This is a genomic window from Nostocoides vanveenii (assembly GCF_039531165.1).
Lineage (GTDB): Bacteria > Actinomycetota > Actinomycetes > Actinomycetales > Dermatophilaceae > Nostocoides_A > Nostocoides_A vanveenii.
In genome coordinates, this window is record NZ_BAAAPN010000101.1 from 23,084 (window position 1) to 44,329 (window position 21,246).

Consider the following 21,246-nt stretch of genomic DNA (forward strand, 5'->3'; position numbering starts at 1 on the left):
CAGTGGTGGTTGCACGACCGGAGGGTCAGTGAAGCCGAGCACGCCGAGATCGTTGCCCGGTGGCAAGAGACCGGAGAGGCGCCGCACACATAGCAGGCATGAGCATTCAGCCTCGCGTCCAAGCCGGTGTCCGCACCGGTGGTCAGTTCACCAATCAACGGCGCGGTGAGCCGGCACCGCTTGACGGTGACAGCTGCTACGACTGCGGCGGTGAAGTTGTCGCTGACGGCGACGACCGGTTCCACATCGGTCGGGACGGCTCCCCGGTCGACTTGGATCACAAGCCGGTACTCGAGTCCGACCTGATCGAACTCCCGCCGCCCCGCCCGGTCCCGGTGTTCGACGCCGGCGAGCAAGACATCACCGAGGCCGGGGCGATCGACTTCCTTGACGACCGCGCGGACAGGGCCGAGAACGACGCCACTCTCGCGGTGCTTCGGGCGAAACTCACCGAAGATCCGGCGGACCTGGCGAACGCCAAGTTGGCGCAGGCACACGCGGCGACGGTGCGTAACGAAGCCGACGAGTCGCGCGTGCGGAACGCCCTCACGGGAGAGCCCGCGCCCGCGCAAGCTCCGAAAGTCGACTACCAAATCCAGTCTCCGGGACTCGAGTACGCGACCGACGGCACCGACGTCATCGTCACGACCTCCGACGACGGTCACACGCGAATGACGCGAGGCAAGGTCACGTTCGAACTGCCGTCAGGGCAGACGCCGGTCAACGGCTACTCCCACAGCGCAACCCACGGTGACCGGTACGTCAAAGGCGCTTACCGCTCTGTCGTCGACATCGCGAAAGACATCCGCGCCGACGTCAAGGCGGCAAAGGAAACTGGCTGGCTCCCGTCGAACCTGACCTACCGCGTCCAGACCCGTCACGGGTCCACGGTCGACGTCGACATCGAAGGACTCTCGGATGCCGACCGGACCGACCCGGACAAGGTTGCTGACGCGGCGCGCGGCTGGAACCAGCGCAACACCAACCGCGACGAGATCACCGAGCTACGACACCGCGTCCAGTCCCTCATCGACCGGCACAAGAAGTTCGACAGCGACTCGATGACCGACTACTTCGGCGACAACTTCTACGGGAGCGCCAACGTGCAAACCGACGACGAGGCGCGCTTCTGGGCGAAAGACCGGGCGCGGAAGGCTGCCCGTCGTGCCGAGCTCGCCGCGAAGAAGGCGGGCGTATCTCGATGACCGATCACACCGCGGCCCGTGAATCGGCCCGCCGCCGAGACGGGAAGTTCGGTACCCAACGGCACGCCGAACCCCCTCCCCTTGCCAACCCTGTCCGGTTCGCCGACGCCGCTGAAACCTGGCGGATCGCCGACCAGGGGCGGGTCCGGGATGACACAGGGCGGGACGTCACAAAGCAGGCAGTAGACGCACTCCGCGAAGAGACGTTGCGCCGAGTTGGTGACCGGTTCGTCCGAACGCTGCGCGGGAAAGTCGCTGACCGCGACGGCGACTACGCGCTCGTCGAAATGTTCAACCGGGAGGTCGAGGCCGAGCGACGCATGATCGAGAAGGCAGCGACCGGCACACCGGCCAAGATTGCCGACCGGTACCGGGACACCCCAATCCATGACCGGAGGCTCATCTCCGCCGGCGAACAGCAGGTCCATCTCGGCCAGGGTGTCTGGGGACGGCGGTGCCCGCACTGCACTCGCTTGTTTGTCACGTCCGGGGCACTCGTCATCGACGCGGCATACATGGACCACCTCCGCACCGACCATGACGTCGAAACGGGTCCGCTCCTGCCGGGAGGCACCCGATGATGGGCCGCACGCACGCCGCGTCCGGTGCCGTCGCAACCATGCTCGCCATTCCGGCGCTGGGCCGGTTCGGGCTCGATACGACCAGCATGTCTGTGATCGCTGCATCTGTTGCCGGTGCTGGTGCCGCGATGCTTCCCGATCTCGACCACCCGCACGCGACCGTCGCCCAGTCTCTCGGCCCGGTCACTCGCAGTATCGCCCGCGTCATCTCCGCCATCTCCGGCGGACATCGGCACGGCACACATTCGCTGATCGGCGTCGCTGCGTTCACCGCGATCACGTACGGCATCACCCGGGCCGGGCACGTCTACACGGGGCTGTGGCTCGCGTTTCTGTTCGCGATCGCTGCGACCGCCTTCGGTGTCCCCGTCAACCGGAACCGGATGTTGCACACCGTCATCTGCCTGGCCGGTGGCGTGCTACTCGCCGGGACCACAGCATTCATTCACTACCCGCTCGCTTCACTTCCGTGGGCGGTCGCGATCGGTTCGGCGGCACACCTGGCCGGCGACCTGGTCACGAAACAGGGTGTCCCGTTGCTCTGGCCGATTCGGCACCAGTTCAAGCTCGGGCACGTCACGACCGGCGGTGACATCGACACCATTCTCGGGTGGCTGCTGACGTTCGCCTACGCCGTTCTCGTCAGCTACGCGCTGTACGTCATCTTCCTGCCGCCATTGCATTTCGCCTGGTCGGGCCACTAATCGCTTGCCGCATTCGACCTTGCTGACGACATTCCGACTGACGAAGTGAGCCACCCATGCCTGCCTCTCGCGTCGCGCGAGCACTCCTTCTGACCCCTCTGCTGACTGCCGCCGGGGGAAGCCTCGCGAACGCGCAGCCTTCCGGTGACTTGACCGTGAACACGACCGCCGCCGAAACGGTGCTCGCAACCTCCCTCGACCGCGGCATGCCGATGACTCAGCGCGGTGCCATCGCGTTGACGACGACCACCCGAGGCGGACTTGCCGCGCCCGCCGTCGTCGACATGCCGAGCTCCGTCAACGGTGTCGTCAATATCGCCCGCTGGACTGAAGACCCGGCGACCGGGATCGGAAAGATGGTCAACGTCTTCCACGGGACCGCGTTCACGGACGGAGCCGAACGGACGACCATCTCTCTCGCCCAGACGAAAGCTCCAGGTGGAGTCGTCCTGATCGGCACCCGGCTCGGCGAAATCATCAAGGTGAACCCGTCGGCGGCGATCGACGGCAACGTTCTACGGCCCGGAAAACTCTTTCCGGGGAAGCACCCCGTCATCTGGGACATCGCGCCCACAACCACCGGGAACGCGCTCATCTCCACCGGTTACGCGACCGACGCCGGCACGACCGGCGGGCAAATAGCCACCATCAACTACAGCAAAACGCCGACCATCACGAAACTGCTCGGCACGCCGTTCCCGAACGGCCTTGCCCGGACCGTTGGGACGTGGCGCGGGTTCACGTTCACGGGCAGCATGTATCAGGACCAGGCCGAAGTGAAAGTCCGGCAGGGCGACGGCACCTGGCAGACCCTGTTTGCGGGCACCCCGAAAACGCAGCAGACATCTCCGGGCGACTACATCGACTCGATCACCGTGCGCGGCAACCACCTGTACGTCTCCTACGCCTCGTACACCCAAACCGTGTATGGGTCGGGCGTCTACTCGTTCCGGCTTCGCTCCGCCAACGGGAAAGTCTCTGTCACCCCGGAAGGTGACCCGAAGCAGCCGGTCCTGCCGTACATCTGGGGTGTCACACCGGTCCCCTCCACTTTTGGCGGGACGGACGCAGTCGCCGGTGTCGGACGGGACGGCTCGATGAGCATGTATGACCCTGCCGCTGCCACCAAGGTGGCAAAAATCGGTCAGTCTGGATCGTTCGGCACTGCCGGCGTCACCGACACCCGGGTCGTGCTCCCCAGCGACACATGCTGGTTGACAACGCCATCCGGATCGAACGCGTGCATCGGCACCGTCGATATCTCGACCGGGGCGATTGCGTCCGTCACGGAAGCCACCGGCAATCCGTGGACGCAGCAACTGATCGGACCGACCGACGGTGACACCCCAGTCTTCTGGTCCGGAACCAGGCCTTTCACCGTCGTCAAGTCCACGACCGACGGGAAGGTACGGGCATCACTGAGCTACTTCAACCGGTCGCTGCTCGCCGACGCCGATACCGGGAAATGGGGGTCATTCTCTTGCACTGGTGGTCTCCCGGTCGCCCAAGTTGAAGGAATCGGCTCCGGGGACGGCAAAACCGTTACCGGCACCTACCCCGACGGAAGCCTTCGGATACAGGACGAAGTGTCGCCAGCGGACTGCGTCGCCGCGACCACCCCGATCATCGGCAGCCGGCAGGTCCGGCCCACCGAGATCGTTCACCTCGGTGACGGAAAGTTCGCGGTCGGCAGTTACAGCATCGGCGGTGTCGCCCCTGGTGCCCTGTCAATCTTGGACGCTCGCACCGCGGTGATGATCCCTTCGTGCGGCACGACAAGTGGCAGCATCTGTGACACCGAGATCGCCGACAAGTGCGCCGGCATGGTACCCGGCGATGGCGTGTCCGCTGTCGCTGCCGCCCCGGACCCGTCCGGGAAAGCCCGGTACGTTTTCGCCGGCACGAACGCCTGGTCCCCGAACCAGAACGTTCCGACGAACGCGGAAACCGCCCACCTGTTCCGGTACGACCTGACCACCGGGCGGATCGACACCTGCATCAGCGTCCCCGGCTTCTCCGTCACCGACCTCGCGTTCGACCGGGACGGGAAACTGTTCCTGCTCAGCGACCGTGGCACCAACGGATCGAGCTACGGGAAGACGATCTACCGGGTCGACGACCCAACAGGGGCGATGACCCTCGTCGACACCGGTCTCCCGCTCCCGTCAAATGGTGGCGGCTCGGGCACCCTCGTCCCGCTCGACAGTGGCATGTTCGCGGTCGCCACCGGTTACGGCAACTACCCTGGCATGCTGTTCGCGGTCGACCCCAACCGGATGAACGCCACCAAAACCGGCCTGTACCGGGACACTCTGGCCGGCACCGGCGGACCGATGACCGTCACCACGAACGGGCGGTGGGTCTACAACCGGGACGGTGTCCTGTACTCCCAGAGCCAGGGTGTCGGCGGTCCGGTCATCTGGTATCCGTAACCACTATGCACACTAAAAGGCCGCGCCCCAAAGTTGACCCGGGGGCGCGGCCTTTGCTTGTCCGCTCGGTCAGAGCGGCAGGCTGTACAACTTCGAGTCGTCCCCGCCGAGGTAAGCGACGCCGTTGTAGACGGCGAACTCGTTCGACGTGTTCATGTTGTAGTCGGCCTGCAGCGGCTTGATGAGTGCCTTCGTCTTGCCGGTCACCACCGAGATGCCGCCCTGGTCGAGAACGTAGACCGTGTTCGTGACCGGATCAACCGTGATCCGGTCCGCTCCGTACGGGTACCCGGTGGTCGTCTTTGTCACCACACCGGTCTTCGCCCCGTCGAACCAGTACACGGATCCCTGCTCGACGAGATAGATGAGGTTGTTCGCCGACACAACCCGGTCGGCCTCGTAGATGGCTTCACCGACGTACAGTTGCCGACCGTTGCTTCCAGTCCAGCCCGTCCCGAGCTTGGTGTCACCGAGCTTGGTGAGCCGGCCCGTGCTCAACGCGAAAGCCGTCATCGGAGCTTGCGCGCCACGGGTGGAGACATCGGCGCGCCAGTAGACGTTCCCGCCGATCCGCGACATCCAATAGACCCGCTCGTAGCCGTCACGGTCGGCCGGGGCGTCCTGCCAGCGGTAGACCTCTATCCACGTTGCACCACCGTCACGGGAGCGCTTCACCAGTGCCGTCGGGACGCCACCGATGTTCGCCGAACCGGAGATCAGGATGTCGTTCGCATCGAGGCCCTGCATCACGTCGAAAATGTGCTCCATGCCGTTGTTGCGGTAGGACCAGGTGCCGTTGACGTTCGTCGCGATAGCGACCGTCCCCGACGTCGGGTCGATGTTCGGGACGAACACCTTGCCGCCGAACGACCGGAAGGTGTCGATCTGCTCGCCTGGCATTGACGTCAGGGCCTGCTTGAACAGGCCGTCCGACGCGTCGAAGTAGGAGACGTTGGTGCCGAGCCCGGACTTCGACCCCGAGTTCTTGTCGTAGTTGCCGTAGCCGTAGAAGATCGTGCCGTCCTGCGCGGCGAACAAGGTGCGGAACCCAGCCCCTTGCCACGGACGCATGGCTTCAGCGTCAGCGGCCTGGCCGAGATAGGTGCCACCGAAAAACGTCGGGTCGACGTCATACGCGGACGCGGGCGCGGTAGCGCCGAATGCGAGCACGGCAGTGGTGGCGAAAACAGAACTGACAGCGGCGAGACGACGCACGACAGCGGAACCTCCGGTAGGGGTTGGGTGGGCTGAACGCCCTTCACCTCGCCCTATGCGGCAACCGATTGAACGCTCCACAACGCGTGTGTGCGGCGGCAGCCAGTCAGCCGTGATGCATCGAGTGCCCGTGCGCCTGCTCGTTGGGGCGATGCTGGATTGCTCCGATGACGGTCGCTGCCGGAAGCGCGAAACTGACCACAGCGACGACCATCGAGACAACGACCCGCCGGACGGTCACGGAACCGGGATCCCGCACAGGCCCGGGTTCTTCGGGGTGTTGCCGATGTGCAGCAGCGAGTCGTCCTTCGACGTGTTGATGCAGTGGTTGACGGCGTTCGTCAGCGTCGGCTGGTCCCAGGTGTTCCAGAAGTCCGCGTGGAAGGTGTATCCCTTGCCGGCGGCGGCACCCATGCCGGACGAGAACGCGATGTCGGTCCCGTCTCCCCGGTAATCCCACTGCCACGTGAACCGGGCCTTCGCCACCTTCACCGGGAAACCGGTCGGGCACTTCCCGTTCACCGTGTAAGCCATCTGGTTGTTCTCGAACATTGGATCACCCATGAAATCGGCCGTGTTCCCCAGCTGAACGTGGTCGTTCAACTTGCCCGACCAGCACGTCGGGAAGTGGACGATCGCGGTTAGGTAGCGCTGCTCACCGGTTCTGAGGTTGGTCGCGGTCGAGCAGTTCGCGGCGGTCGGCGTCGGGAACTTCATGCCCAGACGCGCGGCCTTGCTCGAGAAGTTGCCGCAGGAGAAGTTGACGGCCCGCAGGTCCATGTCGGCCTCGGACTGAGCCATCGGGTTCCCGGCCACCATCCGCAGGTCAGCGGGGAACGGCTGGGTCTGCTTGCCGGGGTCCGTCTTCTTGTCGTTCCAGCTTTGGTAGTACATCTCGTACCGCATGACCGGCACCAGCTGGCCCGCCTTCGGTCCGGAAATGTAGCGCAGCGTCGGTGCCCAATAGGCGGCCGTGTCTTTCTGCATGTTGCAGGACGACTTGTCGCCCATCATGTCGGCGTAGTTCGCCAGGTCCGGCCGGTCCATGCTGAGCAGCCCCAAGTTCCCGAAAAACTGGTGCTCATGCATCGACATCGGGAACCCGCGCGAAACGATCGGGTCAACGGAGGCGACACCGGCGGACCAGGCGTCACCCGGGCCGAGCTTGCTGCTCGCGCCGCCAGCACAGTGCACGTTGATCCGGGCCTGCGCCGCCTGCGGAGCAATCAGGCAGGCAAAGAGGACGAGAAGGGCGGCGATCGCGGTTCGCGCGATCGTGCGGGTGCGAGCAGAAGTCATTGTCGTTGTCTTTCGTCGAGGTCGCTCGTTCGGTCGCGCATCCAAGTGTACGGTTCATGCGGCAAGTCGTTCACTGGCCGCAAAGCCGGCCCGGAATCAGCGCCAGGTCGCGTCCTGCAGGGCGTTCCGCATCGCCCGGGCGTCGTCGGTCGCCCCCGCGTTCAGGTACGCCAGATCGGTCTCGTACACCTCGAGGAAGCGGGACCGGGAACCTTCGACTTGGACCATCCGCACGAAACGGTCCGCGTCCATGCGACCGTCCTTCTTCACCACTCCGGCGACCTGCTGCGCACCGATCACACCCGGGACGACACCGTTCGGGCCGAAACTGTCCGCCAACCACGCACCGAAACCTCGGGCACCGTCGAAGTTGCCGTTGTTCTCCGGGTCACCGGCACCGTTCTCCTGGAAGACCGCCCGGTTGCCGTACTTCGCGCGAACGGCAGTCCACGTTGCAAGCCGCTGCGGGTGACAGGACGGGTTCGCCCACAGGCCCGCGTTGGAGCCCGTGCACTGGTCGTTGAACGCCCAGCCGGTCGCCATCGACAGGTTCACCCGCGCCGGGAACAGTCGGGCCATCTCGTCGAACGCGGCGAGCTCCGCCTGGTTGTACGCCGCACGCAAGCTCTCGTACGTCCCGCCCCTCGTGAACTGCTGCCACTTCTGCGTCCACTGCGCGCGACCCGCCGGGCCACCTTCGAACCACGGCTCCCCGTGCGTCGACCACGGCATCGTCACCCGGACCATTCCGAGATCTGGGTTGGTGCCATACCGGTTCGCCAGCGCCGTCCGGAATGCCGTCAGCCGCGTCTGGAACGTCCGGGAGTAGAACGCTGGGAACTGCCCGCGACCGTCGATACTCAACATCTCGTCGGACTTCAAACCGGCGACCATGTGCTTCGGCATGCCGTTGCCGACAGTCCCGAGGATCACCATGATCGCGAACGGCTTCCCGGTCCGCTGCGCCGCCTGCGCTGCGGCGTCGAAACCGCTCCAGTTGTAGACGCCCGGTGCCGGGTTCACCTTGTCCAGCCGGGCATACGCGCTGATCCAGCCGACGTAGTTCGGCGACGACAAGGTAGCGATCTGGTCAGCTGTCTTCCCCGAAACCGACACCCAGGCTCCCGCACCACGGATCGTGGCGTCCGGTGTGGCCTGCGCTGGCGCTGATACGCCTGCCAGTGCTGTGGCGGCGACCGCGGCTGTGATGACGGCGGTGCTGAACTTTCGGAACTTCATGGTGGTGACCCCTGCTTTCACATCGAAGAAGTTGGTGATGCCTCTTCATGTGTGCGGCAGGGCTTTTACAGCACCATGCCGAGCTTGCGTTCCTGGTCGAACAGCACGGCGAAAGCGATACTTTCGGCCTCCCGGCCACCGGCGCGAAGGGCCGCAGCTACGGCGTTACCGGTCTGGATCGGCAGGAGACGCTGACCGGCGAGCAACAGCAGCGCGAGGTTCCGGGCTTCGGTCGGGTCGATCGTTTCGGAGAGCCGGTAAAGGATCTTCGACGGGTAGTTCGCGACGTCGTAGCCAGCAGGATTGTCCAGGGCACCGAAGCTCTCGACCGGGAACTGGACCAGCGACGGACGGTCCACCGTGTGCACTGTCAGCGGGTCGTCGCCCCGGATGTCAACGACGACCACTCGGTCACCGAGAACGAGGTCGTTCCTGTCTGTGATGCGCTGAAAGATCGACGTCCGCGTCTTCACGGTGCCGCCGCCTCGATCAGCAGCGCACACGCCAACGCGGTCGCGTCCTCCAGAACCGTGCAGTCGTCATTTACACATCGAGAACACTCTCCGTTGTAGAAGTAGTGCTCGTCCCGGGCCGTGCGGAGCCAGTTGCACTGGTGGGCAGCGATCATGCCGTCACGCAGGGCAACGACGTCCATGCCAGCGGAAATCAGTTCGACAGCGGACACCTTCGCGACCAGCGCCCGAGCGATGACCATCAGCTTCAGGTTCTTCCCGCCGGCGACCAGTTCACCCGGCGGACACCCGAGCGCCGCCGATAGTGCGGTCGACAACAGCATGACTGTCGAGACAATCGGCCCGTCAGCGCCGTACGGAAAGAAGACAAGATCGCCGGTTTGCAGGCGTGTACTTGGCGTGACCGGTTCGAGATAGGGATTCTTCATGGCGTGCATGTGTACGTTCACGCATCCCGGGCTTCATGTTGGCCCGGTCCGGCTGGCATCAGGACCACCAGCGTTGACGGATCCGCCGACGACGTGACAATCACCGGCTTGACGATCTCGCGACCGGTAGGACTTTGACCGCCGCTCGTGGTCGCGAACATGACCGGTCCAGCCGGGAGCGCGGCGAGTGCTGTGCGCACCAAGTCCGCATTCATCCATCGGTCAAACACGCGGTAGCCGTCGATGATGTGGACATTCGACGCCGTCAGCGCCTCCGAGGAGGCCCCGAGAGCGAGCACAACATCGTCGGACCTGACATGCACGACATCCCGAGGGCCGTACCGCGAGAAGGCCGCTCGCAGTGCCCTGGAATCGACCGTGACGCTGGCGTCCTGGACTTTGACGGCGGCGTCATGCACCCGGTCGATCCGTGCATACTCGAACGGCGTCGTGAAATCGACGATCAGGCCGTCGACGGAGATCACCGTGACGTCGCCGCGCTGGGTGGCAACGACCTCGCCGGTCTTCACCTTCGACAGGACTTTCGCGACCCGCTCCGGGAGGATGACGTCACCGTCCTGGCTGGAGATCGCGCGAACGGTCGTGATCGCCATCGTGAACCGGTCGGAACCGACCAGCTGTAGTTCCCCCGACGCAATCCGGACCCGGACACATCCGAGGACCGGCAACACGGAACCGTTCACCGACGGGAGCACCCGGGCCAACGCCGCAGCGAACACCGTGCCGGCCACCCGGAACAGTTCGGAGTCTCCGGGAACGATTGCGGCTTGGACAGTCTCCCGCGCGACCCACAAGGACGCCGAATAGTTGCCGCGCACCGTCAACCGCTCGCCTTCACCAACCACCGTCACGGTGGCCCCGAGATCAGTCTTGACCAGATGCTGCGTGTCACGGGAAGTCAGAACGGCGCGACCGTCATCAAGTCCATCACCGTCGACCGTGGCGACGACGCCGATCGTGGACGATTCCGTCTTTCGAGCGGACACCGTGACAACGCCGCCGGTGACATCGAAGATGACGTCGTCGAGGCCGGAGGCACCGGTGGCGGTCTTGGCCGAGGCAATCGCCCGGGAAAGTGCGATACGGGAGGCAGTGAACTTCATGCCGGGAATGTGTACGGTTCGGCCCCGTACACATCGTTTGGCGAACGACCTTACCGATTCACATCAGGAGCCTCGATGCATCCCGTTGCTTACGCCCGCGAGTTCGCCGCCACTGTCGGCCCAAAACCCATCACGTCCCCGTTCGGTGCGTGGCTGCTGCCCGCAGCCTCTGGGATCTACGGTGAAGATGTCCGACACCTTGCCGGACAGCTGCTTACCAGCGCCCCCGAGCCGGTCGCCACAGCACTCGCGTACTGGGGTCTGCTGCCAGCCCACGTCATCCCGGCCTACGCCGCGACCGGGCCTATCCCTCCGCAGGCGGTCGCCGACGAATGGACGCGCGAGAAGACGCTCGGCATGATCGACCGGTTCCCTGGGGATGTCACTGGCACGGTGTCCGTCATCGCGTCCGCGATCGCCTGCACGTTGGATTGGACAGTCCCCCTCGATAAGGTCGGGTCCGATCTGCTTGGTGGGGAGTTCGGGGCTCGCCTGTCGAGCGCGATGACCACCACAGCGACCCACGACGTCCGCATCTACCGGACTCGGACCGCCGGTCTGGCCTGCGCCGTTCGGATGGCAGACAGCCGAGGCGTGAACGTCACGTCCGTCCTTGCAGCGCCGGACGTCAGCGCCGCAGACACTCAGCAGGCCGCGCGGAACATCGTAAACGGGAGTGCCGAGCACATCCGGCTCGACCGGCTCCCCAGCGGTTCGCACAACGCTTTCGACGTCAAAATCGTCACAGGCATAAAGGACTCGGTCACCGCGATCCTCCCCGCGTGGGAAGCCACGTCATCCTTCGACGTCGGTGCAGCGCCCGGGATGACAGACCTCGCGAACGCTCTCGGCGGCAACGTTCGAGTCCTGCAGTCGGCCTACGCAAAGTTCGGACGGACCGGCTTCAAGGCGGCGGCCGCCACCGCGATGCTGATGCGCGGCGCGGCCATGCCCAGCACCGTCCGCGCAGTCACCGCCCGGTACAACCGGCCCTACGCTGTCGTCGCGTCCGCTGTTGACGCCAACACGGCGTGGCGAGGCATCCCGATCTTCGAGGCGTGGGTTACGGCGCCAACCGAAGTGACCGATTAGGACGCGGCCTCTTCGAGCGACCGGATCGACGCGTCGACGCGAGCCAAGTTGACAGCGACCGACCGGAACACTGGAACGGCTACACCGTTGCCGATACCCCGGTATCGGGCAGTGTCCGACAGGCCCAGCCCGGCAGTCCACCCATCCGGGGCACCCTGCAGGCGTTCGCATTCGAGCGGCGTCAATCGGCGAACAACTGTTCGGCCCGATTGAGAGTCCAGCACCGCCGGATACCCCTGCCCTGGTTTCCCGCCACCGGCTGACAACGACTGTGTCACCGGGGCGGTCACCACGTCCGCGCGTTGATTCTCCGCGAACGCGGCCACCAAGTTCACGTCATCCTCGCGCCGCCGGCCACCGCCGCCAGGGTTCGATGTCAGCGTCGACGCCGTCTCGATCGGCACGGTTTGCGTGACTAGCTTTCCGCCGCGCGCGTCATTTAAGTCCGCGCCACCCGGATGAGCCTTCAATGCGTGCGCGATCAGCGTGTCATCCTGGTTGAGGCGTGTTTGCCGGGTCGTCACTGTTGCTGCGAGACGCGGAGCAAAGCCGCCCGCAGCTTCTCCGGGATCGGCCTGCTTCGACGCTCCGATCGCCGCAAAATGCCTGCCGCCGCGCGAGGTGTCAAAAAGTACCGCTGCAGGTGCATCCCAGGGGGCTCCACGATGTCCAACAAGGACGATTCGACGGCGGCGCTGTGGAACTCCGTGGTGTTGAGCGTCCAGCACTCACCAGGCGAGGCCATACCCCCGGTCAACCAACGACCCGACGACGGTACCCATGTCCCGTCCTCCTCGCGATGACAGGAGCGGAGGGACGTTCTCGAGGACGAGCCATCGCGGGCCGAACTGGTCAACCAGGCGAACGATCTCCCAGTAAAGGGAGGAACGTGTTCCTGATCCTCGCTCCATGCCGGCACGTCTGCCCGACTGACTGAGGTCAGTGCAGGGGAATCCACCGGCAAGGACCGTTCGGTCCGGGACGGCTCCTGCGGAATAGAGGTCATCGGCGGTCACGTCCTGAACGTCGGTATGCAGCGGGACGCCCGGAAATCGAGCGGAGAGCACGGTGCTCGGGATCGGATCAATCTCGCAAAGGAATGTCGTCTCGAAACCTGCTTGCTCGAACGCGAGGTCGAGTAGGCCGATCCCACTGAAGAGAGACACCACATGGAGGCCACCGCCAGCAAGATCACCCGTCACGACGGTTCTTAGCCGCTGACCCCTGCTTCAGCGGCCGATTAGGACGATTGCCGCTTCGTTCCCCACAGGGCGGCTCCGAGAGCGCATGTGACGAGGCCGTCAACGATCTTCCCGTCAAGCATCCTCACTACACCGAAAACGACGGCGACGAGCGGAAGGACCGGGCCAAGGTAGGGGAACACGCGGTCGGCGACCTCGCGATATCCGGTGATTTTGCGTTCGGCCACAGCGGAAACCCCAATAGCCGCTGCGATGGCGCAGAACCCCTCGTTTTGACGGGCTGCGATCGCGGCGACGCCGGCAACCGCGAACGCCAACACGATGCCGATGGCGACATAGGCGAGCGGGGACGTTCTCGATTGCTTGGTGATGTTCACGACCGTTCTTAGCCGCTGACCACCGTTTCAACGGCCGACACCGTACACATGCCCGCTATGGCGAGCTACACGATCACCAACGTCACGACCGTCTGTGGTGCCTGCCCGACGATCTTCGATTTTTCGGCGATCGAGACGACAAAGCACGGGAAGACGAAGGTTGTCCCGTTGTATTTCCGTCTTTGGCGCGGGCACTTCCGGGTGTGCCGTGGCGACACCGACAAAATCCTCGTGTCCGGACCGGCACCGTCCGGGATCGACGGGGTGTGCGACATCGCTGAGGCGATCGGCATGGCCCGATTCGCCGGGCTGGACATCGCACGGGAGCTCTGACGGCGGAACGCGAGACCTCGAGCACGATTCAGCAGGACTTGGTTCTGCCGCTGACCTGCCAAGTTTCTTGGCAGGTTGATCGGAAGCGTCAAGTTTTCGGCGGTCAACTAGACAGTTCGGCCGCTGAACGGGGCACCAGCGGCTAAGAACAAGCATGGACATCACATTGGAAGTCCACGCCGGAGACGGCGGGGACGATGCAGCCCTGTTCGCCCGCGAACTCGCAGACGCGATCGCGGCCTACGCCAACGGCACGGTCACCACGGCTGGCCGGGTTCTGCACGTCCACTGTCTTTGACGTCGCTGTCCTGAGCCTCGTCGGTGTACACCGCGTTCAGCGTGTCCCGGTCACCGAGAAGAACGAACGCCGGCATTCCTCGAATGTCACCGTCACCACCGCCGGCGCGGCCTCGCCGGTAACACCCGCTATTGACCGGGCTGACGTTCGCGTTGACACCTACCGGGCAACCGGTCCTGGCGGGCAGCATCGAAACAAGACTTCCAGCGCCGTGCGGTTAACGCATCTGCCGACCGGGATCGTCGTCACCGCCGAAGAAGACCGGTCCCAGCATCGGAACCGGGCTGTCGCCTGGCAGCGAATGGAACGAGCCCTCGACGACCGGCACACCGCGCGAGTCTCGGCGAAGCAGAATCAGCAACGCGCCGCCGCCTTCGATCAGGCTCGGTCTTTCACATGGACGGCCTGGCGGGACCAGGTGAAAACCAGTGACGGACGCACCTGTTCGATGCGGAGAGCTCTCGCCGGTGACCTGCGAGCATTAATCGGCTGATCGTACACATCCCGGGCATGACCGCCAGCCACGCCTACGGGCCACTCACCGAACGAGTCGCCGTCACCATCGACGATGGCGTTTTCACGGGCACGTTCGTACGCCAGTGGCCGGCGGACATGCCGGGGATGGTCCTCCCGGTCGTCTGGCACCGGATCCGGCTCGACGGTCACGCGCCCGGTGTCGGACGGATCGTCGACGTCGGGCTCGACCGCCTCGCGGTGATTCTCGATGGCTAAGAAGCCTGAGTACGCGAAAGCGGCCCTCGGCCCGAACCGGCTGAAAAGAACCGGCGCGGGAGCGCACCTGGACAAGCGGTTCCGCCGTGCCCGAACACGCGCTGCGCGCCGCGATCAAGCGGTGCGGGACAACGAGCGGTAGCCGCTTGGGCGTAACGGACCTGCGATGGCGTCAGGAACAACTTCTGCTTGCGCTGGGACGCGGCCTTCTCGACGAGACGCGCGCGCTCGTAAGCCGTGTACTTCTTGGTCGGCACCTACAGATCAAACTCGTCGACCAGCCCATGCGCAACCAACGTCGCCTGAGCGGTTTCCGTCGTCGACTGCGCAACCTGGGGAAGGTACGCGCTGTTGTCGGCGACATACCGTAGATGCCCCGACACGTCATCCAGTTTCCGCAGATGCGCCAAATCGGAGGCCGTCGGGTCGTGCATGACGCCTTCCAGCCGGTGCGACTGCCAGATGTCAACCATCGTGCCGATCGACACAGTGCGTCCGTTCTCTGGCGACGTCGTCCGGGCCGACCGGGCGCGCTCCTTCTCCTCCGGCGGGAGTTGCCGGGACTGCAACCAGATAGCGGTCGCCCGGAAAATCGGGCGGACATCGGACTGCGGCATCCGGCGAGGACGGCCTTTCAACCGGTCCGCGATGTGCGCGTCCCGCGCCTGCGTCCACGCCGCCGCCTTCCCTTCCTGGCTCGGGATCGGGTTCGCGGCCTGAAACTCGCGGGACGCGGCCATCACCCACGAGCGGTACATCTGCTCGTAACCGGAACGGAAGTTCGCCAACGCGGCGTCCGGGATAGGCACCTTCTGCCAGAACGCGACCACCTGGTCGGCAGACCGGGGCGGCGGCGGGTACTCGAACGTACCTTCGTCGTCCCACAGGTCAAGCGTCAACGGCTCCGCGTGCTGCTTGTGCGTGAACTGTCCACCGTCGGTACGCGGCTGCTGCTGCGCGGCGACGAAACCTTGAGCCGGTGCCATCGCTGGTTACTCCTCACTGCCTTGGTCGTTGTTCTCCGGCATGTGTGCGGCATCGCCACGACGGTTGCCGAACAAACGGCGCGGACGCTCCGTCGACAGTTCATGCGGGGCGCGATCTGGAACCAGTTCCGGTTCTTTCGCACGCCGAGGCTTCGGCTCAGGCTGTCGCTCGGACGACACCGTTGGCGTGGGTGCACGTCTCTCTTGTGGAGCGGGTGGCACAGCCTGCGGGGCGGGTGCCTGGGCTGACACACGACGCTGCACTGGCTGCGCCTCGGCTGGTTGCACGGTCTGCGGGGCTGGTGCTGGCGCTTGGGCTGACGGACGATTCTGCTGTGGCTGCGCCGGAGATGGTGTCTGGGCTGATCCCCGTTGCGGTTGCGCCGGGGCCTGTTGCGGAGCCGACGGACGGTTCTGCGCAGGCTGCGCCGAAGCAGGCTGCACGACTTGCGGAGCCGGGGCGGGGTTTGACGCCGACGGACGATTTTGCGCCGGAGCCGCTTGCTCGACCTGTCGAGCCGGGGCTGGCACTTGGGCCGATGCCCGACCATGCGCTGGCTGCGCCGGTGCAGGCTGAACGACCTGCGGAGCCGGGGCTGGCACTTGGGCCGATGCCCGACCATGCGCTGGCTGCGCCGGTGCAGGCTGAACGACCTGCGGAGCCGGGGCCGGGTTCGAGGCCGAAGGCTGGTCCTGTGTTTGCGGAGCCTGGGTGGGGTTCGACGCCGACGGACGACCCTGTGCCTGCTGAGTCGGTGCTAGACCGACCGGTACCGGCTGCTGTGGTGTCGTTGCCGATGCCCGACCCTGCGCTGGCTGCGTCGGAGCAGGCTGAACGACCTGTGCAGCCGGAGCCGGGGTGGGGTTCGACGCCGAAGGCCGGTCCTGGGTTTGCGGAGCGGGTGCCGATGTCCGACCCTGTGCTGGCTGAACGACCTGCGGAGCCGGGGTGGGGTTCGACGCTGACGGACGACCCTGCGCAGGTTGCGCCGGAGCAGGCTGAACGACCTGCGGTGCCGATGAAGGCACTGGAGTTTGCTGTGGGGTCGTTGCCGAAGGCCGGTTCTGCACCTGCGGAGACGGGGCCGAGACCGGTGCGGATCCGACCGGTACCGGCTGCTGCGGTGTCGTCGCCGACGGACGGTACGGCACTGATGTCTGCGGAGCCTGAGCCTGCTGCGGTGTCGTTGCCGACGGCCGGTTCTGAGCCTGCCGCGCCGGGGCCGTGGCGGCAGCCGGTCCGACCTGCTGAGGCTGCTGGCGGAACGGGAGCGGGCGCTGCCCCTGCTGCATCGGTGTCGGGTTCGTCGCTGACGGCTGTACCGGGATCGGGGCGGTGTCAGCCGTGGCAGCCGGCACCACAACGCTCGGCACGACATTCGGTGACTCATGCTCCGACGGAGGCATCCACTCGTCGTCGTTCCGTGCCTCGTGCTCATCCCACACGTAGTCCGGCTCGCGGTGATCCCACGGGACGTCGACATACGGGTTCTGGCTCGACGTGGACGGAGATGTGTCCGCGAACTTCGGGGCAACCGCCGGCCCGCCGTTGACCACTGGAACGGTCGCGGCCTGACGCGCCGACTGACGGGCAGCCTGAGAACGTGCCTGGGCGGCACGCTGCTGCTCGTCGAACAGCCGGATGTTCGCGTCGTTGACACGCTGCGACCGGGTCGGCATGCCCGACCTCCGGGCACCCCGGTCCTGTACATGATTCGCGCGCATCCGGGCTGCGCCGTACAGGACACCCGCACCTGCGACGGCCGCAGGGAAAGCCACCGGGACAGCGGCGACAGCGAGAGCGGCGGCACCTATTTTCGCGGTCGACTTGATCGGGGTCTCACGGAACTTGTCGAGCGCGTTCCCAGCTTTCGCAGTGACATTCGAGCCGAACCGGACGGGCGCGAACTGGGCACGCATCCGCAGGTCCGTCAGTTTGCCGGCACTCTCCGGGAGAGCGCGGTTGCCGCGCGCCGCCCACGCTGCCGCTTCACGGGCACGCTTGCGCTGCTCCCGGCGGTACTCCGCAGTGCCCGGAGTACGGGATGCTGCCTGCCGTTGGGCGCGCGCCGCATCCAACAAGCCACGGTCGGCACCGACGATACGGCGGTTCCCGGCCTTCTTGTCACGCCCTTCGTCGGCCAGACGCTTTTGCACGTCCGGTCGACGCGGTCCACGGCGACCGGCGGCTGCTGCGCCGGCACCTGCCGCTGCCGCATCACCGGCGTCCAGGTCACCGAACAACGCGTCAGTCGAGTCGTCGAACGGGATCTCCTGGGTGTCGCTGCCACCGAAGCCGCCGATCCGCTCGGAAACTTCGCCAGACCCCGACTCGGCGGCGACAGTCTCGTCAGCGCCGTCGAACAGCTCGTCGGTCGAGTAGTCGGAGCCCATGCCGCGACGCCGGTAGTCCGGAGTTTCCGCCCGTTCACTACTGCGGTCGAACCGGTTGCTGCCACCGGTACGTCCAGTCGTCGGCATCCCGTCATCGTCGAGCGGTTCAACATTCTCGTCGTGATCGAGCGCCTTCCGGGTCGCGGCGGCACCCGCTGCTCCGGCGGCACCGGTCGCGGCGGCACCACCCAGTGACCCGATCCGGTCCATTCGCCGACGGAACAACGCCGCATCCGTGGCCCGGCGAACACCGGAACGTCCGTACGCTCGCGCGCGGGACTGCCCGCGACCGAACATCCGGTCCAAACCGATGCCGGCACCGGCGATCATCCCGCCACCAGCCGCTGCCGCACCCCACTGCATCGCGGACGACGGTTTGAACGGCGACGGGGCCTTGAAGACTTTCGTGAACAGTTGATGCACGATGAAGATCGCCGCAACCGGCGCGAGGCCCGTCCAGATCATCGACCACGCGGACACGTCGAGACCTTGAACACCGGCAACCACGAGTGCCGCGTTGATGATCGCGACCAGCGACAAGATGAAGGTCGCACCGAAGACGAACGTCGCCATGCCGAGGTACTGCTTCGCGGCCTTACCGATCGCGTTGTCCCCGCCCGGCCACAAGCCACGGATCAGCATGGCGATCACGAACAGGCCGATCACCAGCAGGAACAGTTTCGCGATGAACACCGCACCGGCGAGCACCAGGTTCACGATGAAAGACACACCGGACGCGGCGGCGTACAGGACAGCGATCGCGGACGCAGTGCCGTTGACGTTGCCGTGCAAGTTCAGCAGGAAGTCCTGAACTTCCGGGTGCCCGACCGTTTTCGCGCGGATGTCTTTGTCGTCGGCGGGCCAGTCAAGGATGCCTTCCCCGCCGTCTTTTCCCGCGTCTTCGAACGCAGAACGACAAGATTCGTTCGGGTCGGAGTCCTTATCCGACTCGGCCGCGACCGCGGCCCACTCGGACCGGGCCTTCCACGCCCCTCCCGTGTACTCGCATGCGGCCCAGGCGATCATCGCCCGGTCCACTTGATCGTTGTCGTCCGGGGTCCACACGACAGCGTCCGGATCGGTTGCCGCGGTCGGGAGACCGGAAAGCGCGATTTGGTCGGCGACCGGGACACCCTTGTAGTAGTCGTACAGGTGGCACGCCGCTTCGTCGCCCCACGGGTTACGGGCACCGAACTGCGCTTGCGTGAACGCGCGCATCCCGGTCGTCTGCCACATCGCGTCGATCGACGATTGAACGACCGCCTGACTTTCGCCGCCGGCTGCCGCCAGAATCGCCTTGTACTTGTCCCGCATGGTGTTCCGGTAGACCGCGCACGAGGTGCTTCCAGTCGAGCCGAGCGCGGCCTCCGTTTGCTCGATCGCGAGATCGTTGATCGTCGACGCCGGAGCGGACGCGAGTTCGGAGATGGTGTAGTTGGCTCGGACCGACCACCACGCCGGCGATCCGGTGCCGATCTTCGCCGGTGAGTTGCTCGTGTTCATCGCTCCGAACACCAAGGTTGCGAGCACCCCGAGCGTGACCATCATCCGGATCCACTGATCGGTCTGGGCACCGACTTTCCGGGCACGCCACACCAGAACACCGACCGCGAGCACGATGATCCCGGCGATCACCCCCGACTCGAACATGGCGTTGCCGAACACACCGAACGAATGGTCAACCGACCGGACAATCGAGGAGCCGACACAGAACTGGGTGGCGTTCTCGACAACACCCGCCGACCCCATCCAGGCGGCGTCACCAGCGGACAGGGCACCCTCAATGACACCGTTGCGCTGAATCTTCGAGCCCCAGTCACCCCCGACCGGGTTCCACGACAGTTTCGTGTGCATCGACCCGAGCCCACCCCACCGGTTCACCGGCAGGTACAGCTGGCCGGCCTCCTGCACCGACTGCGGCAGGTCGCCCTGACAGATACCGAGAATGTCCGGGCTCGGGTCACCCGGGTCGACGACAGCGCTGGCCGGCGCGGCGGACGCCATAAACATCCCGAACGCGACCATCAGGAACACGACGAGAGCACGGAGCCGCACCAAGACCTTCACACCATGCCCCATGCGGCAAGTAGCCGGATTCTGCGGCGAAACCGGTGCACGAGCGCCGAGAACCGTACACATGGACGGTCAACTTGAGCCCGAAAGCCGGGACGACAACACCAGAAAAGACTTGCCAGCGATGACCAGCACCAAGCCGACACGGTCCCGTTCGCCGCGACAGGGATGTGTACGGGGCACTACCGTTTCCCGCATGCGCACCGTGCTCCTCGCTGCCGCCGCTGGTCTCCTCCTCGCCGGCTGCGGCGGTGGTGAGGTGTCGACGTCCGGGAAAGATGTCTCGATGGCGACCGTCACGGACGCGAACGCGGAACAGGCGTGCATCGACCTTTTCGGGAAGGCGAACGACCTCGGGGCGAAGTTCTCCGAGGCCGACTTCACCTGGACTGGGAGTCAGTACGTTTCAGGTGGCGTCGTTTGCGCGCTGACCCCAGTCGGAAAGACCCTAAACCAAGCTCCCGTCACACTCCGAACCACGAATGTCGTTGACGAGGGCACAGTTAGTGCCGGAAACGGTTGGTACGTCGCATATCGACCTGACACGAAAGGTGCCTGGTCGGACGAGCAGAAGCAGGCCGTCGCTGACCTCGCCGCGAAAGCTGCGAAGCACATCAAGCCGTAAGCCGCAGCACCTCCCGCGCAAGCCGGTCTTGCGCCATGCCCGCGAACATCGGGGTGATCTCGGCGGCGTACGGCATCCTGCCGAGACGTAGCGCAGCCGCCGATGCCGACGCGAGGCCCCCGAACGGCTCCCACACAACGTCTCCCGGACGGGTCGTGGCGGAGATGATCCGTTCCATGAACTCGACTGGTTTCTGGTTGAGGTGTTGACCGCGAGGAACCCTGGCTGAAAATCGTGGGATCAAGCCGAACCGTGGTGCTGCCGAGGACACATCGCGTGAACTGACGGCATTCCTCAAGGAGGAACCCAGTAGACGTAGGTCGCCCGCGCGCTTGTCGACGGACACGAGAAACTGCCCGGAGACGGCCATGAAGCTGCCCGCCGGCGGTCATGAGTTCTGCCCGCTGACGGTCATGGGATCTGCCCGACACGAC

21 protein-coding genes and 1 pseudogene are annotated in these 21,246 nt (G+C 65.5%); 10 read left to right on the forward strand and 12 right to left on the reverse strand.

Translation table 11 applies throughout. The annotated features are described in order from the left end of the window. Positions 1-98 precede the first annotated feature (98 nt). The 4 genes from ABD209_RS17105 to ABD209_RS17120 all read left to right on the forward strand — a co-directional run bounded on the left by ABD209_RS17105 (position 99) and on the right by ABD209_RS17120 (position 4,922). The gene (locus ABD209_RS17105; protein ID WP_344068512.1) at positions 99-1,205 is read left to right on the forward strand and encodes a hypothetical protein; all 1,107 of its coding nucleotides are present in this window, start codon (positions 99-101) and stop codon (positions 1,203-1,205) included. Next, the gene (locus ABD209_RS17110) at positions 1,202-1,786 is read left to right on the forward strand and encodes a hypothetical protein (RefSeq protein ID WP_344068515.1); all 585 of its coding nucleotides are present in this window, start codon (positions 1,202-1,204) and stop codon (positions 1,784-1,786) included. Before ABD209_RS17105 ends, ABD209_RS17110 begins: the two co-directional genes overlap by 4 nt. Further along, positions 1,783-2,490, forward strand: a complete 708-nt coding sequence (locus tag ABD209_RS17115) for a metal-dependent hydrolase (RefSeq protein ID WP_344068518.1) — start codon at positions 1,783-1,785, stop codon at positions 2,488-2,490. The genes ABD209_RS17110 and ABD209_RS17115 overlap by 4 nt, the downstream gene beginning before the upstream one ends. Before the next feature lie 155 nt (positions 2,491-2,645). Beyond that, a complete protein-coding gene (locus tag ABD209_RS17120) occupies positions 2,646-4,922 on the forward strand; it encodes an SdiA-regulated/phytase-like domain-containing protein (RefSeq protein ID WP_344068521.1) in 2,277 nt (758 codons plus the stop codon). Positions 4,923-4,991: 69 nt separating this feature from the next. Here the strand turns inward: ABD209_RS17120 and ABD209_RS17125 are convergent, their stop codons facing one another. The 7 genes from ABD209_RS17125 to ABD209_RS17155 all read right to left on the reverse strand — a co-directional run bounded on the left by ABD209_RS17125 (position 4,992) and on the right by ABD209_RS17155 (position 10,700). Next, positions 4,992-6,137 (reverse strand): hypothetical protein, encoded by a 1,146-nt coding sequence (locus tag ABD209_RS17125; protein WP_344068524.1) that lies wholly within the window; start codon positions 6,135-6,137, stop codon positions 4,992-4,994. Between the two features lie 106 nt (positions 6,138-6,243). Then, on the reverse strand, positions 6,244-6,378 hold the full coding sequence (locus tag ABD209_RS17130; RefSeq protein ID WP_344068528.1) for a hypothetical protein: 135 nt from the start codon (positions 6,376-6,378) through the stop codon (positions 6,244-6,246). Beyond that, positions 6,375-7,436, reverse strand: a complete 1,062-nt coding sequence (locus ABD209_RS17135) for a DUF1996 domain-containing protein (RefSeq protein WP_344068531.1) — start codon at positions 7,434-7,436, stop codon at positions 6,375-6,377. The genes ABD209_RS17130 and ABD209_RS17135 overlap by 4 nt, the downstream gene beginning before the upstream one ends. Positions 7,437-7,532: 96 nt before the next feature. Next, entirely contained in the window at positions 7,533-8,675 is a 1,143-nt protein-coding gene (locus ABD209_RS17140; protein WP_344068534.1) for a beta-galactosidase, read from the reverse strand. A 65-nt stretch (positions 8,676-8,740) separates the two neighbouring features. Next, the gene (locus tag ABD209_RS17145) at positions 8,741-9,148 is read right to left on the reverse strand and encodes a hypothetical protein (protein ID WP_344068537.1); all 408 of its coding nucleotides are present in this window, start codon (positions 9,146-9,148) and stop codon (positions 8,741-8,743) included. Next, positions 9,145-9,585, reverse strand: a complete 441-nt coding sequence (locus ABD209_RS17150) for a hypothetical protein (protein ID WP_344068540.1) — start codon at positions 9,583-9,585, stop codon at positions 9,145-9,147. Before ABD209_RS17150 ends, ABD209_RS17145 begins: the two co-directional genes overlap by 4 nt. An 8-nt stretch (positions 9,586-9,593) precedes the next feature. After that, positions 9,594-10,700, reverse strand: coding sequence for a hypothetical protein (locus ABD209_RS17155; protein ID WP_344068542.1), 1,107 nt, complete (start codon positions 10,698-10,700; stop codon positions 9,594-9,596). A gap of 75 nt (positions 10,701-10,775) precedes the next feature. Here ABD209_RS17155 and ABD209_RS17160 point away from each other — a divergent pair, with 75 nt between their 5' ends. Then, positions 10,776-11,792 carry a serpin family protein gene (locus ABD209_RS17160; protein ID WP_344068545.1) on the forward strand — a complete coding sequence of 339 codons (1,017 nt, stop codon included), beginning with the start codon at positions 10,776-10,778 and terminating at the stop codon, positions 11,790-11,792. Here ABD209_RS17160 and ABD209_RS17165 read toward each other — a convergent pair. Both ABD209_RS17165 and ABD209_RS17170 read right to left on the reverse strand, forming a co-directional pair. Continuing rightward, positions 11,789-12,994, reverse strand: a pseudogene (locus ABD209_RS17165) (DNA cytosine methyltransferase). The gene ABD209_RS17160 and the pseudogene ABD209_RS17165 sit on opposite strands and share 4 nt — an antisense overlap. 38 nt (positions 12,995-13,032) lie before the next feature. Further along, on the reverse strand, positions 13,033-13,371 hold the full coding sequence (locus tag ABD209_RS17170) for a hypothetical protein (protein WP_344068548.1): 339 nt from the start codon (positions 13,369-13,371) through the stop codon (positions 13,033-13,035). Between the two features lie 57 nt (positions 13,372-13,428). Here ABD209_RS17170 and ABD209_RS17175 point away from each other — a divergent pair, with 57 nt between their 5' ends. The 4 genes from ABD209_RS17175 (at position 13,429) to ABD209_RS17190 (ending at position 14,734) form a co-directional block, all read left to right on the forward strand. Further along, positions 13,429-13,704, forward strand: coding sequence for a hypothetical protein (locus ABD209_RS17175; protein ID WP_344068551.1), 276 nt, complete (start codon positions 13,429-13,431; stop codon positions 13,702-13,704). 154 nt (positions 13,705-13,858) lie between these two features. Continuing rightward, positions 13,859-14,002 carry a PCRF domain-containing protein gene (locus ABD209_RS17180; RefSeq protein ID WP_344068554.1) on the forward strand — a complete coding sequence of 48 codons (144 nt, stop codon included), beginning with the start codon at positions 13,859-13,861 and terminating at the stop codon, positions 14,000-14,002. Between the two features lie 10 nt (positions 14,003-14,012). Beyond that, positions 14,013-14,495, forward strand: a complete 483-nt coding sequence (locus ABD209_RS17185; protein WP_425564711.1) for a peptide chain release factor-like protein — start codon at positions 14,013-14,015, stop codon at positions 14,493-14,495. 17 nt (positions 14,496-14,512) lie between these two features. Continuing rightward, on the forward strand, positions 14,513-14,734 hold the full coding sequence (locus ABD209_RS17190; RefSeq protein ID WP_344068557.1) for a hypothetical protein: 222 nt from the start codon (positions 14,513-14,515) through the stop codon (positions 14,732-14,734). A gap of 257 nt (positions 14,735-14,991) precedes the next feature. On the opposite strand, the gene ABD209_RS17195 is transcribed toward ABD209_RS17190, so the two are convergent. Next, a complete protein-coding gene (locus tag ABD209_RS17195) occupies positions 14,992-15,720 on the reverse strand; it encodes a hypothetical protein (protein ID WP_344068560.1) in 729 nt (242 codons plus the stop codon). A gap of 6 nt (positions 15,721-15,726) precedes the next feature. Next, on the reverse strand, positions 15,727-20,181 hold the full coding sequence (locus ABD209_RS17200) for a hypothetical protein (RefSeq protein WP_344068563.1): 4,455 nt from the start codon (positions 20,179-20,181) through the stop codon (positions 15,727-15,729). A 202-nt stretch (positions 20,182-20,383) separates the two neighbouring features. Between ABD209_RS17200 and ABD209_RS17205 the strand changes: the two genes are divergently transcribed. Then, positions 20,384-20,812, forward strand: a complete 429-nt coding sequence (locus ABD209_RS17205) for a hypothetical protein (RefSeq protein ID WP_344068566.1) — start codon at positions 20,384-20,386, stop codon at positions 20,810-20,812. Here ABD209_RS17205 and ABD209_RS19905 read toward each other — a convergent pair. Further along, on the reverse strand, positions 20,802-21,182 hold the full coding sequence (locus ABD209_RS19905) for a DNA methyltransferase (RefSeq protein ID WP_425564710.1): 381 nt from the start codon (positions 21,180-21,182) through the stop codon (positions 20,802-20,804). The two genes, ABD209_RS17205 and ABD209_RS19905, sit on opposite strands and share 11 nt — an antisense overlap. Positions 21,183-21,246 lie beyond the last annotated feature (64 nt).

Excerpts from the sequence above, each read along its gene's own strand:
- ABD209_RS17105 (WP_344068512.1), top strand. The coding sequence starts at position 99 with ATGAGCATTCAGCCTCGCGTCCAAGCCGGTGTCCGCACCGGTGGTCAG.
- ABD209_RS17110 (WP_344068515.1), top strand. The coding sequence starts at position 1,202 with ATGACCGATCACACCGCGGCCCGTGAATCGGCCCGCCGCCGAGACGGG.
- ABD209_RS17115 (WP_344068518.1), top strand. The coding sequence starts at position 1,783 with ATGATGGGCCGCACGCACGCCGCGTCCGGTGCCGTCGCAACCATGCTC.
- ABD209_RS17135 (WP_344068531.1), bottom strand. The coding sequence starts at position 7,436 with ATGACTTCTGCTCGCACCCGCACGATCGCGCGAACCGCGATCGCCGCC.
- ABD209_RS17140 (WP_344068534.1), bottom strand. The coding sequence starts at position 8,675 with ATGAAGTTCCGAAAGTTCAGCACCGCCGTCATCACAGCCGCGGTCGCC.
- ABD209_RS17150 (WP_344068540.1), bottom strand. The coding sequence starts at position 9,585 with ATGCACGCCATGAAGAATCCCTATCTCGAACCGGTCACGCCAAGTACA.
- ABD209_RS17155 (WP_344068542.1), bottom strand. The coding sequence starts at position 10,700 with ATGAAGTTCACTGCCTCCCGTATCGCACTTTCCCGGGCGATTGCCTCG.
- ABD209_RS17160 (WP_344068545.1), top strand. The coding sequence starts at position 10,776 with ATGCATCCCGTTGCTTACGCCCGCGAGTTCGCCGCCACTGTCGGCCCA.
- ABD209_RS17175 (WP_344068551.1), top strand. The coding sequence starts at position 13,429 with ATGGCGAGCTACACGATCACCAACGTCACGACCGTCTGTGGTGCCTGC.
- ABD209_RS17180 (WP_344068554.1), top strand. The coding sequence starts at position 13,859 with ATGGACATCACATTGGAAGTCCACGCCGGAGACGGCGGGGACGATGCA.
- ABD209_RS17190 (WP_344068557.1), top strand. The coding sequence starts at position 14,513 with ATGACCGCCAGCCACGCCTACGGGCCACTCACCGAACGAGTCGCCGTC.
- ABD209_RS17195 (WP_344068560.1), bottom strand. The coding sequence starts at position 15,720 with ATGGCACCGGCTCAAGGTTTCGTCGCCGCGCAGCAGCAGCCGCGTACC.
- ABD209_RS17205 (WP_344068566.1), top strand. The coding sequence starts at position 20,384 with ATGCGCACCGTGCTCCTCGCTGCCGCCGCTGGTCTCCTCCTCGCCGGC.
- ABD209_RS19905 (WP_425564710.1), bottom strand. The coding sequence starts at position 21,182 with ATGGCCGTCTCCGGGCAGTTTCTCGTGTCCGTCGACAAGCGCGCGGGC.